9 protein-coding genes and 3 pseudogenes are annotated in these 12380 nt (G+C 57.1%); 11 read left to right on the top strand and 1 reads right to left on the bottom strand.

What is annotated here, in order from left to right; genetic code table 11:
- The first annotated feature begins 36 nt into the window (after positions 1-36).
- Positions 37-1062: an NAD-dependent epimerase/dehydratase family protein gene (locus tag AKJ29_RS02320; protein ID WP_055187575.1), complete on the top strand. Its 1026-nt coding sequence runs from the start codon at positions 37-39 to the stop codon at positions 1060-1062.
- A gap of 22 nt (positions 1063-1084) precedes the next feature.
- Positions 1085-1177: pseudogene (locus tag AKJ29_RS20515) on the top strand (transposase); the annotation flags it as partial.
- A 5-nt stretch (positions 1178-1182) separates the two neighbouring features.
- Here AKJ29_RS20515 and tnpA read toward each other — a convergent pair.
- Positions 1183-1599 carry an IS200/IS605 family transposase gene (tnpA, locus tag AKJ29_RS02315; RefSeq protein WP_055187573.1) on the bottom strand — a complete coding sequence of 139 codons (417 nt, stop codon included), beginning with the start codon at positions 1597-1599 and terminating at the stop codon, positions 1183-1185.
- 706 nt (positions 1600-2305) lie between these two features.
- Between tnpA and AKJ29_RS02310 the strand changes: the two genes are divergently transcribed.
- The 9 genes and pseudogenes from AKJ29_RS02310 to AKJ29_RS02285 all read left to right on the top strand — a co-directional run bounded on the left by AKJ29_RS02310 (position 2306) and on the right by AKJ29_RS02285 (position 12324).
- A complete protein-coding gene (locus tag AKJ29_RS02310; RefSeq protein WP_055188927.1) occupies positions 2306-3928 on the top strand; it encodes a thiamine pyrophosphate-binding protein in 1623 nt (540 codons plus the stop codon).
- Between the two features lie 322 nt (positions 3929-4250).
- Positions 4251-4316: pseudogene (locus AKJ29_RS20510) on the top strand (DeoR family transcriptional regulator); the annotation flags it as partial.
- Between the two features lie 367 nt (positions 4317-4683).
- Positions 4684-5088: an NAD(P)/FAD-dependent oxidoreductase gene (locus AKJ29_RS20300; protein ID WP_200909139.1), complete on the top strand. Its 405-nt coding sequence runs from the start codon at positions 4684-4686 to the stop codon at positions 5086-5088.
- Positions 5088-6688, top strand: a pseudogene (locus AKJ29_RS20295) (GcvT family protein); the annotation flags it as partial. The gene AKJ29_RS20300 and the pseudogene AKJ29_RS20295, both read left to right, overlap by 1 nt.
- A 60-nt stretch (positions 6689-6748) precedes the next feature.
- Positions 6749-7114 (top strand): glycine cleavage T C-terminal barrel domain-containing protein, encoded by a 366-nt coding sequence (locus tag AKJ29_RS20505; RefSeq protein ID WP_409360019.1) that lies wholly within the window; start codon positions 6749-6751, stop codon positions 7112-7114.
- A 28-nt stretch (positions 7115-7142) separates the two neighbouring features.
- Complete coding sequence (locus AKJ29_RS02300; protein WP_055187572.1) at positions 7143-7850, top strand: helix-turn-helix domain-containing protein; 708 nt, start codon at positions 7143-7145, stop codon at positions 7848-7850.
- 195 nt (positions 7851-8045) lie between these two features.
- Complete coding sequence (locus AKJ29_RS02295; protein ID WP_055187571.1) at positions 8046-9065, top strand: putative 2-aminoethylphosphonate ABC transporter substrate-binding protein; 1020 nt, start codon at positions 8046-8048, stop codon at positions 9063-9065.
- A 125-nt stretch (positions 9066-9190) separates the two neighbouring features.
- Entirely contained in the window at positions 9191-10303 is a 1113-nt protein-coding gene (locus AKJ29_RS02290) for a putative 2-aminoethylphosphonate ABC transporter ATP-binding protein (RefSeq protein ID WP_139231445.1), read from the top strand.
- The gene (locus AKJ29_RS02285; RefSeq protein ID WP_082392491.1) at positions 10303-12324 is read left to right on the top strand and encodes a putative 2-aminoethylphosphonate ABC transporter permease subunit; all 2022 of its coding nucleotides are present in this window, start codon (positions 10303-10305) and stop codon (positions 12322-12324) included. The genes AKJ29_RS02290 and AKJ29_RS02285 overlap by 1 nt, the downstream gene beginning before the upstream one ends.
- The last annotated feature ends 56 nt before the right edge of the window (positions 12325-12380 follow it).

The following is a 12380-nucleotide window of genomic DNA, read 5'->3' as shown; positions in this document are numbered from 1 at the left end:
CAAATTTCCCCGTTGCATTGAATTTGGAGACCGCACATGCCGACTGCTCTTGTCACCGGGTCCGCCGGATTTATCGGACATTTTGTCTGCAAGACCCTTCTGGACGAGGGCTGGCGCGTCATCGGGGTGGACTGCCTGTCGGATTATTACAGCGTCGAGCTGAAACGGGCACGCGAGGCGATGTTGCTGGCGTATGATGACTATCGCGCGGTGCATGACAAGGTCGAAACCCCGGGTCTGCTGATGGGACTGTTCGAGGGCGAACGCCCCGAGGTGGTGATCCACCTCGCCGCCCAGGCCGGGGTGCGCTATTCGATCGACAATCCGCGCGCCTATCTGGAAAGCAATATCGTCGGCACATTTGAGTTGCTCGAAGCCGCGCGCACCCATCCACCGCGCCATATGCTGCTCGCGTCAACCTCCTCCGCTTACGGGGCCAACGAACAGATGCCCTATGTGGAGGTCGACCGCGCCGACCACCAGATGTCGTTCTATGCCGCCACCAAGAAATCGACCGAGGCGATGGCGCACAGCTATGCCCATCTGTTTGACCTGCCCGTCACCATGTTCCGGTTTTTCACCGTCTATGGCCCCTGGGGACGGCCCGATATGGCGCTGTTCAAATTCACCAAGGCGATCTTGGAAGGCCAGCCGATTGACGTCTACAACCACGGCGATATGCGGCGCGATTTCACCTATGTCGAGGATCTGGTGCGCGCCATTCGCCTGCTGATCGACGCGGTGCCCGAACGGCCCAAGGCGGCGATCCCAGAGCACGACAGCCTCTCGCCGGTGGCGCCATTTCGGGTGGTCAATATCGGCAACTCCAACGCCGTGCCCCTAACCCGCTTTATCACCGCAATCGAAACCGCGCTGGACATGCCCGCGACACAGAACCTGATGCCGATGCAACCCGGTGACGTGCCAGCCACCTGGGCCGATGCCACACTGCTGCGTGAACTGACGGGATATGCTCCACAGACCTCGATCGAAGACGGGGTGGCCGCTTTTGTCAGCTGGTATCGGGATTATTTTGACAAGCCGGAAGAGATTTTCGCGTAGTTGAGGTGCTTTGAGGCCAAGGGATGCCATCCGCCAGGCTCAGATTACAGAGCAGACGCTCTATCGCTGGCGCAAACAATATGGCGGTATGGGAACAAACCAACTGAAGGAACTGAACAACTACCGGCTGGCGCCGGTAGGATCAGCGATATGCTTTTCCAAGTACTGAAGTACGACGTCTTCGGTGATGGCACCGTTGGTGGTTGAAAAATAACCCCTGCCCCAAAACCGGCAGCCCCAGTATCGCTTCCGGATGGCCGGGAACTCGCGTTGCACCCGATAGGACGAACGGCCCTTCATCTTGCGCACCAGGTCCGAGATGGCAAGTTTCGGCCGCACCGACACAAACATGTGGACGTGATCGCTCGACAGCACCCCGCGCAAGATGTCGACCTCGTTCTCGCGGCAGACCTGGCGGCAGATGTCGCGCACCCGAAGGCGCAGCGCCCTGGGCAGCACCTTGTAGCGGTACTTGGTCGACCACACGATGTGATAGCGATGATAGAAAACGCAGTGTTTGCCGGTATCATATTGCATGTTTCTTTCACGCTAAAGCGTTTCGACTTTAACCTAAGACAGGGGAAAATCGAAACGCTGCAAGAGATATCAATGTCGTGGGCGTTTCGGACTAAACATGTGTGTCAGGTTTATCCCGAAACGCTTTAAGCGTGTAGTTTCCGGCCCCACTGACGAGCGCGGGAATATTGGTGGATGCTACGAGTTTTCGCTGCGGCGCGTTCGGTCCTTTGAAGACCGGGATGGAGAAATCCGGCCCAACACCATAGTTGCCGCAATCGGGATCGGCACAGGTATTGAGGTTGATTTTTGATCCGGCTGGAGGATACACTACCTCCAACGAGAGTTGTGGAATAGACTTGACCACGAGAGAGCCCTTTTTCCTCTTTCGTTCTGACAAGACGGCCTCCACGAGCCAATTGAGACATTGGCCAAAAGCTGAAAAAACAAAGTCTCGATTTCATTTTTCTGCGACGTGTTGCTCCGGGACAAAACTCCCGGAGGGTCACCCCTCGGGCTTTTTTCTGAGCCATTTGGCTGCCGAGCCGTCTCTGTTTGGTCATCGAGAGCCATTTGAAGATAGGATTGCTATCTTCATGCGCAAAATTTCCGTAAATATTGAAAAACACGCGTAAGATACGCGCAAAAACCTCCCATTCAGCACCCTTTGCGCAGTCTTTGCATGGTGTCCTCAATATACTTGCATGACGCACAACAGGAGGTTCCCATGGTTCAGAAAGTCTATGCCTATCAGTCCATCGCCCGTGCTTTGCACGATCACGGTGTCAAAACCATGTTCGGCCTGATGGGGGATGCTAACCTTTTCATGGTGGATAGTTTTGTCCGTGAATGTGAGGGGCAATTTGTGCCCGCAGCACATGAGGGAAGCTCGGTCCTGATGGCGCTGGCTTTTGCGCAGGTTGCGGGGAAGGTGGGGGTGGCCACGGTGACCCATGGCCCGGCTCTGACCAACTGTGTGACTGCGCTGACCGAAGGGGTGCGGGGGCAGATCCCGATGGTGCTTCTGGCGGGGGATACGCCGGTTTCGAACCCACGCCACTTGCAAAGCACGGATCAGCGCGAGGTGGTGAAAACCACTGGTGCCGGGTTTGTCCAGCTGCGGGCACCGGATACGATTGCGGCTGACGTGGATCGGGCGATTTACCGCGCCCAGGTCGAGCGCCGCCCAATTGTCCTGAATATGCCTGCCGATTTCATGTGGCAGGAGGTAGAGCATGAACAGCGCGTGCTGGATGTGTTCACAGCACCCGGCGGGGTTGCTGAAGGGGAAACGCTGGATAACGCAATCGGTATGGTTGCCTCGGCCCGCCGTCCGATGATTTTGGCGGGTGCGGGTGCGATCCATGCCCGTGATCAGATCATCCGCCTGGCCGACCGGCTGGAAGCTCCGGTGGCCACGACATTGAAGGCCAAGGGGCTGTTCAAGGATCACCCCTACAACATGGATATTTTCGGTACACTTTCGACACCCGCCACCTATGAGGCGATTGCAAAGGCCGATTGCATTCTGTGCTTTGGCACCAGCTTGCATGATTACACCTCGGACCGGGGCGCGCTGATGAAGGGCAAGCGCGTTGTGCAGGTCGATGTGTCGCCAGAAGCGATTGGTCAGAGCACCCACCCACATGCGGCTCTTGTTGCGGATGCGGCCCTGACGGCTGAAACCATTCTCTATTGGCTCAACGAAGCTGAGGTTGCCCCAAGCGGTTTTACCCAGAGCCTTGACCCGGCTGCCCTGACCCATCACCCGGTGGGGCCGAACAAAACTGCCGATGGCTGTGTAAATTTTGTCCATGCGCTGGCGCGCCTGGAAGAGGCGCTGCCACAAGACCGGGTGCTGGTCACGGATGGCGGGCGTTTCATGACGGAGGTCTGGTGTCGGATCTCTGCTCATAATCCGCAAAGCTTTGTTGTGACAGCGAATTTTGGCGCTATCGGGCAGGGGTTGCAGGAGGCCGTGGGGGCCGGTGTGGCCGCGCCTGACCGGCCTGTTGTGCTGTTTACCGGGGACGGTGGCTTCATGATGGGGGGCATCAATGAGTTCAACACCGCAGTGCGCCTTGGTCTTGATCTGATCGTGATCGTCGCCAATGACAGTGCCTATGGGGCGGAGCATATCCAGTTCCTTGATCGCAAGATGGATCCCGGTTTGTCCGAATTCCAATGGCCGTCTTTTGCCGCATTGGCGACAGCCTTGGGGGGGCATGGAATAGAAGTGCGCTCAGACGAGGAGCTTGAGGCGGCCATCTCGGCTCTGGAAACGCGCGCGGGGCCGACACTGGTTGAGCTGCGTCTGGATCCCCACGATGTTCCCCGGATGCGGTTCTGAACCCGTTTCCGACCTGTTGGGGGGCGAGAGGGGGGACAAAGGGCGCGCGTCAGCGCCCTTCGAGGAGGTTTGATTGCGGGTTTGCCTGCAATTGTCTGGCCCCCCCCGCACAAGTTTGCAGACAAGGTTTGCATGGCGAAAACGACCGGGTAAAGATGGTCAAACTCCAGGTTGGGCTGAACCGCGCTTGCATAATTTGGCAATATTTGGCGATTGAAACCTTGGAGAACGGCCATGCTTCCTTCAGAGCGCCATGCGATCATCCTGCGAGAAGTGGAGCATCAGCCTGTTGTTTCCATACGGTTCCTGACAGAAAAGCTGGGGGGTCTCACGCGAAACGGTTCGCAAGGATATCGAGGTTCTGGCGGAAGCGGGTGAGCTCAACTAGGTGCGCGGTGGCGCCACGAGCCTGCGCAAGCATGAGCCGCCCATGGCGGACAGATCTCAGGCCAACCCGGATGGAAAGAAAAAGATCGGTCTGCGTATTGCACAGCTGATCCCGGATGGGCCCAGCGTCCGCTGATCCTGGCGGACCATAGCAAGTTTGGTGTGGTGGGGCAGGTTGGAATGAAGCCTTTGCCCGCGTCCGTTTCGGTTGTGGTCGATAAACGCCCAACAGGAAAATTGGCCGAGGTTTTGGCGCAGCAGGGGGTTGGTGTGATTTTGGCATACATGCCAAAACAAGAAAACATTTGCCAAATATCGCAAAGTGTCGCTCGGGTGAGGCAACAAGTCCCTACGCATGGAGCGATGCAATGGCTGACACGCCCCTCCCTCCCCCAGCGCAATATGTCATTATCGGGGGCGGCATTGTCGGCTGCTCGGTTGCTTACCACCTGACCAAGATGGGGCACAAAGATGTGGTCCTGCTGGAGCAGGGGCAGCTGAGCTGCGGCACCACCTGGCACGCCGCCGGTCTGGTTGGTCAGCTGCGCAGCCAGCCCGCAATGACCAATCTGATCCGCTATTCAACCGAACTTTATGCCCAGCTGGAACAGGAAACTGGCCTGGCGACCTGCTGGATGGAATGTGGATCGGTTACCGTGGCGCGCACGGATGACCGGATGACCATGCTGCTGCGCACCGCCGCCGCGGCCCGTGCACAGGGCGTTGAGGTTGAGGTGATCACCCCTGAGCAAGCCCAGGAAAATGGCCGGTGATGCAGGTGGACGACGTCAAGGGCGGGTTGTGGATGCCCGGCGACGGCAAGGCTAACCCCACCGACCAGACCCAATCGCTGGCCAAGGGCGCGCGTATGGGCGGCGCCAAGGTGATCGAAGGCATCAAGGTCACGGATGTGCTGACCAAGGACGGGGTTGTCACCGGGGGCGAGACCGCTCAGGGCGCCATTCAGGCCGAGATCGTGGTGAACTGCGCTGGTCAGTGGGCACGCAATATCGGCAAGATGTGTGGCGTGAACGTGCCGCTGCACTCGGCCGAGCATTACTACATCGTGACCGAACAGATCGAAGGCGTGAACCCCGATCTGCCCGTGCTGCGTGCCCCGGACGGATACATCTATTTCAAGGAAGAAACCGGTGGTTTGGTGATGGGCGGGTTTGAACCCGACGCCAAACCCTGGGGTATGGACGGGATCTCTGACAACTTCTTCTTCCAACCTCTGGAAGACGATTGGGACCAGTTCGAGATCCTGATGGAAAACGCGCTGATCCGGGTGCCAAAAATGGCCGATACAGGTGTACGTCAGTTCTATAACGGCCCGGAGAGCTTCACCCCCGACAACAACTATCTGCTGGGCGAAGCGCCTGAACTGAAGAACTTCTTTGTGGGGGCTGGCTTCAACTCGATGGGCATTGCAAGTGCCGGTGGTGCTGGGCAGGCTCTGGCTGAATGGATTGCCGAAGGGGCGCCGACCTCAGACCTGTTTGCCGTCGACATTCGCCGCTTTGCCAACTTCAACAACAACCCGACCTGGCTGCATGACCGGGTGAAGGAAACGCTGGGTCTGCACTATGCCATGCCCTGGCCGAACCGTGAGCTGGACACCGCGCGCCCGTTCCGTCGCTCGGCGCTTTATGATCGGTTGGCTGCGAAAAGCGCCGTGTTCGGGTCGAAAATTGGCTGGGAGCGGGTGAACTATTTTGCCGCTGAAGGCCAAGAACCAAAAATCGAATACAGCTTCGGCCGTCAGAACTGGCACGAGAATACGAGCAAGGAACACAAGGCCACCCGCGAGGCGGTGACGCTGTTTGACCAAAGCTCGTTCTCGAAATTGCTGGTGCAGGGACGTGACGCTTGCGCCGAACTGAACTGGATCTGTGCCGCGAATGTGGACGTGCTGGTGGGGCAGACGGTCTATACTGGCCTGCTGAACGAACGAGGTGGATACGATCCGATCTCACGGTGCTGCGCCTGAAAGATCAGGAGTTTATGCTGATCACCGGGTCCGCCCAGACCATTCATGACGCGGATTGGATCCGTAAGAACTTCAGCGATGATGCGCATGTGTTCCTGACCGATGTGACCGCTGCCTGGTCGGTGTTGTCGGTGATGGGGCCAAAATCGCGCGACGTTTTGAAAAAGCTGACCAAGGCGGATCTGTCCAACGCGGCCTTCCCCTTTGCCACGGTGCTCGCCAACCGCATGACCTATGTGGGTGAACTGGGCTGGGAACTGATTGTGCCGGTCGAATTCACTGCGGGCGTTTATGACGACCTGATGTGCGAAGGGGCCGAATTCGGCATGATCGATGCGGGTTATTATGCGCTGGAAGGGCTGCGGATTGAAAAAGGTTTCCGCGCCTGGAGTCGCGAACTGCCCCCGGACATCACGCCGATCCAGGCGGGTCTGAACTTCGCTGTGGATTACGACAAGCCCGGCGGGTTCATCGGCAAAGAGGCATTGCTGGCGGCGAAGGAAGATCCCGACCACCTGAAAACCCGCATCGTGCAACTGGTGCTGGAAGATGGCGATGCCCAGCTTTGGGGCGGCGAGGCCGTGCTTTATAACGGGGTCGAAATCAGTGAAGTGCGCTCGGCCGCTTACGGTCACAGGCTGGGGGCTTCGGTCGCGCTGTGTCAACTGGATGCGCCAGAACGCGCCACCGCCGATTTCATTCGCGCAGGCACGTTCCAGATCGACCTGGCCGGTGTGAAATACGCCGCCACCGCCCATATGCGCACGCCCTATGACCTGAAAGGGGAGCGCACCAAGGCGGACGGGTAATTTGCCCGCCAACTGACGGGGACATGAGATGAAACATGATCTTGCTGAACTGAAACCTGCACAGAAAGTCACCACAATTGGCTTTCTGTGCCTCGAGGGGTTCCCTCTTGAACAGCTGTCTGTTGCGCTGAACTACCTCAAATCCGCCAATCAATTTGAAGCGGGCCTGCTGTTTCAAACCCGTGTGGTTTCTTTCATGGGGGGAGAGGTGGAAAGCTGCTGTGGGCTGCGCATGCAGACGCGTATGATCGAGAGTGAACCCCGGCCCTTTCAGTTTCTATTGTCAGATCTTGTGCGTCAGTCCTCAGGGCAGGCGGTGCGCGCAGAGCTGGACAGGCGGTTTCTTCATTTTCAGAGAGGCACAGCGCGGCGTGGTGTATCCAGAATTGCCCCCGCATTCCGTTGTTCCGCTTTGACCGGTGACGGGGTTGTGGGCAAGGCAATTGAGCTTATTCGCCAGAACCTCGAACGGCCCGTTCTGCTGACGCAGATCGCGTGCGATGTCGGGATATCCTTGCGTCAACTTGAGCGAAAATTTCTTGGTGTCACAGGATTGTCACCTAAAGCTTACTATATGGCCGAGCGATTGGAACGCACTGACATGTTGATCAAGGGAACGAGTTTAACAATGCCGGAAATTGCTTTGACCTGTGGTTTTGGTTCCTATTTGTCCTTTTCGCAAAGGTATCGCAAAAACTTTGGCGACACACCAATGCGACGGCTGGCACCCATGTAATTTCTGTAATTTTTTGTTTAAAAATAAGAGCTTGACCCCTGTCCGTCGATGCTTTCCTCGGCTATAGGCAAAACTTATGATGTTGTAGGTTTAATCGACTTTTCTTGTTGATGAAACATGCGACACTGCCTGTGGCTACTGATGATCGTGAAGAATCCAGAGCCTGGTTTGAAAGACCAACAGAGGAGAAATGAAATGAAACGTAAGGCATCCCTTCTTGCTGCTGTGGCAGCGGGTGCATTGGTGGCCACAAGTGCTGTGGCTGAAACGGAACTGACCGTTTACACGGCGGTGGAAGCGGAAGATCTTGCCCGCTACGCTGAAAAGTTCAACAAATCCCACCCGGATATCAAGATCAACTGGGTGCGTGACTCGACCGGAATCATCACCGCCAAACTTCTGGCGGAGCGTGACAATCCGCAAGCTGATGTTGTCTGGGGGCTGGCGGCCACGTCGCTTCTGCTATTGAAATCCGAAGGTATGCTGGAACCCTATGCTCCTGCCGGGGTGGACAAGCTGGACGCAAAATTCATTGACGGTGACAACCCGCCTGCCTGGGTTGGCATGGATGCCTGGGTGGCGGCGGTCTGCTACAATACGGTCGAAGCCGAGAAGAACGGGTTGACCCCGCCGACATCGTGGAAAGATCTGACCGACGCTCAGTATAAAGGTCATGTGATCATGCCCAACCCGAATTCCTCGGGCACCGGTTTCCTTGATGTGTCCAGCTGGCTGCAGCTGTTTGGCGAAGAAGGTGGTTGGAAATACATGGATGCGCTGCATGAAAATATTGCGCGCTACACGCATTCCGGCTCCAAACCCTGTAAACTGGCCGCTGCTGGCGAAATTCCGATCGGTGTGTCCTTTGCCTTCCGCGGTGCCAAGTCGAAAGCTGCAGGTGCGCCGCTGGAAATCATTGTGCCGAGCGAAGGCGTCGGCTGGGATATGGAAGCCACTGCGATTGTCGCGGGCACCGATGATCTGGAAGCTGCACAGAAACTGGTCGATTTCTCGGTCACCAAAGAAGCCAACGAGATGTATAACTCGGGCTATGCTGTTGTGGCGTATCCGGGTGTCGCCAAGCCGGTCGAATACTTCCCAGAAGGCCTGTTGGAGGCGATGATCGACAATGATTTCGAATATGCAGCCAACAACCGCGCAGCAATTCTGAAAGAATGGCAAGCGCGTTACGACGGCAAATCCGAAGCCAAGTAATGCAGGCTTGATCCGGGGGGCCGCTTGCCCCCCGATCTCACTCCGCCACTCCAAAATTTTGCGTGCAACGCTTGCTGCAATGCCCGGTCGGGCTGGCGGTTGGCGTTGTTGTAAGGATCCCCCTCATGATGCAAGCTCCCGCCCCCACCAAGCTTTACCTCAGTATCGACAACCTATGGAAAGCTTTCGGAAATTTCCTGGCCCTCAAGGATATCTCGCTCGATATCAACGAAGGCGAGTTCATCTGTTTTCTTGGGCCCTCCGGCTGTGGCAAGACCACCTTGCTGCGTGCGATTGCAGGGCTTGACCTGCAGACCAAGGGCACGGTCATGCAAGACGGAAAAGACGTTTCCAACCTGCCCCCGTCCGAGCGCGATTTCGGGATCGTGTTTCAGTCTTACGCGCTGTTTCCCAACCTGACGATTGAGAAGAACATCGCGTTTGGTCTGGAAAACACCGGCCGCAGCAAGTCTGAAATTGCGGTCCGTGTGGATGAGCTTTTGAAACTGGTGGGCCTGCCCGACCAGGGCAAGAAATACCCGGCGCAACTGTCGGGCGGGCAGCAGCAGCGGATTGCATTGGCGCGCGCCATTGCCACCAAACCGGGTCTGTTGTTGCTGGACGAACCGCTTTCGGCACTTGATGCCAAGGTGCGCGTCCACCTGCGCCACGAAATTCACGAATTGCAGCGCAAGCTGGGTGTGACCACTGTAATGGTGACCCATGATCAGGAAGAAGCCCTTGCGATGGCCGACCGGATTGTGGTGATGAACCATGGTGTGATCGAGCAGGTTGGCTCCCCCACCGAGGTGTATCGCGAGCCAAAGAACCTGTTTGTGGCTGATTTTATCGGCGAGATGAACCAGATCGAAAGTTCCGTCACCAAAGGTGGCCGTCTGTCGGTGGGGGAAAAAACCTTTGCCTGCCATGAGCACGCATTCACCGACAGTACCCCCGTTGTCGCGGCCATTCGCCCCGAAGATGTCATCCCGCATGAAGAGGGGTATGTCTCGGATGATCCAAACCGCAACTGCATTGATGTGCTGCTGCACGAGATGGAATTCCTGGGGTCCTTCTGGCGCTGCCGTCTGCGCAATGAACGGTTCGGAAGATCTGAACTGATTGCCGACTTCTCGATCAACGCGGTGCGTCGTCTGGGGCTGGGGGAAGGTCGGACCATGGTCATCGAACTGCCCGAAGACCGGCTGATGGCATTTGAACGTCCGGAGGCGTCGTGATGAGTAGCCCGAGCACCAATCTGACAACCATGCCGGAAGGCCCGGTGATCAAAGGCAAGGTCAGCCGCGACGATATCATGATGCGCAGCGGCATGATCGTGATCGCCCTTTATCTTGTCGCCACGCTGGTCTTTCCGCTTTATTCCATGCTGTCGAAATCTTTTTCGACCTATCGGTTTGAGCTTTCGCAATACGAGTTCCAGGTTAGTGATGACAGTGGTGTCTTTGATGGCACGATCCTGTCCGGGGCCGCGCTGAATACCCGCACCGGGGCCTATGAAGAGCTTGATCTCAGCACCGGGTCGGATGGGCGCCTTGGCGTCACCAAACTCTTCCCGGATTTCAGTTTCCGCAGCCCCGTGATGTATCAGATCCGCAATACATCCGAAACGGGCCGGTTCCTTGTTGGATCGACCCTGCAGGACACGACCGAGTGGGTGACGCTGGACAGCAACACGTTCCGCCGGGTGCAGCTGCGCCCGATGAAATCCACGGGGATGGATAACTTCATCAACTACTTCTCGACGCCGGCACTGTTCAATTCAATCAAGAACTCCCTTTGGATTTCAGTGGTGTCGACAATTGTCACGGTGACGCTGGCCTTCTGGTTTGCCTATGCGCTCAATCGAAGCTGCATGCGGTTCAAAGGCGTGTTTCGTCTGGTGGCCATGGCGCCGATCCTGGTGCCATCCCTTCTACCCGGCATCGCGCTGGTCTATCTGTTCGGCAACCAGGGCATGATCAAGGAATTTCTGTTTGGGGCCAGTATCTATGGGCCGATCGGGATCGTGATCGGATCGGTATTCTTCACCTTTCCCCACGCGTTCCTGATCATTTCAACCGCGCTTGCGATTTCGGATGGACGCCTTTACGAGGCCGCGACCAGCCTGCGCTCAACCCCGTGGCGCACCTTTTGGACGGTCACCATTCCCGGTGCGCGGTATGGCCTGATTTCCGCAGCCTTCGTGGTGTTCAACCTCGTGATCACCGATTTCGGCCTGCCCAAGGTGATTGGCGGTCAGTTCAACGTTCTGGCAGTGGATATCTATAAACAGGTCATCGGCCAGCAGAATTTTGAAATGGGGGCCGTAGTCTCGGTGGTGCTTGTCGTGCCTGCGATCCTTGCTTTTGCCATCGACCGGATGGTGCAGTCAAAACAGGTTGCCGCACTTTCGGCCCGCTCGGTGCCGTTCCAGCCAACCCCGGATGCCAAGACCGACCGGATCTTCTTTGTCTACTGCAGCCTGGTTGCGTTTTTTATCATCGGTATGCTGGCGGTGTGTCAGTTTGCTGCGTTGATCAAGTTCTGGCCTTACGATTTGAGCCTGAGCCTCAACAACTACGATTTTGACAAGATGGATGGCGGCGGCTGGGGGTCTTACTTCAACTCGATCAAGCTGGGTCTGTTGACCGCGGTTTGTGGTACGGCGGTCGTGTTCTTCGGGGCCTACCTGGTTGAGAAGTCAAACGGGTTTCGCATCGGGCGGGCTGTGTTCCAGATGTTTGCGATGCTGCCCATGGCCATTCCGGGCATGGTGCTGGGTCTTGCTTATATCTTCTTTTTCAACAATCCGTCGAACCCGCTGAATGCAATCTATGGCACGATGGCGATCCTGGTGATCTGCACGGTGACACACTTCTACACCGTGTCACACCTGACGGCGGTGACGGCGCTCAAACAGATGGATCGCGAGTTTGAAAGTGTGTCCGCGTCGCTCAAACAGCCCACGCTGAAGCTGTTCTCACGGGTGACCGTTCCGGTTTGTCTGCCTGCGGTGCTGGACATCTCGATCTATCTGTTTGTCAACGCGATGACGACGGTGTCGGCAGTGGTGTTCCTCTATTCACCCAAGACCACACTCGCTTCTATTGCGGTGCTGAATATGGATGATGCCGGAGATATTGCGCCAGCAGCGGCGATGGGGATGATGATCTTCTACACCAATGCGGCGGCGCGGATTATCCACCTGATTGCCTCGCGCGGGATCTTGCAGAAAACACAGGCCTGGCGCATGCGCTGAAACCTGTGATAGCGCGGGACAGCTCCGCCACACCCTCGTGTGGCGGAGCTTTTTTG

The sequence above is a fragment of the Aliiroseovarius crassostreae genome, assembly GCF_001307765.1.
Classification (GTDB): Bacteria; Pseudomonadota; Alphaproteobacteria; order Rhodobacterales; family Rhodobacteraceae; genus Aliiroseovarius; species Aliiroseovarius crassostreae.
The sequence above is the reverse complement of the archived record's forward strand: the minus strand, read 5'-3'. Positions and strand labels throughout refer to the sequence as shown.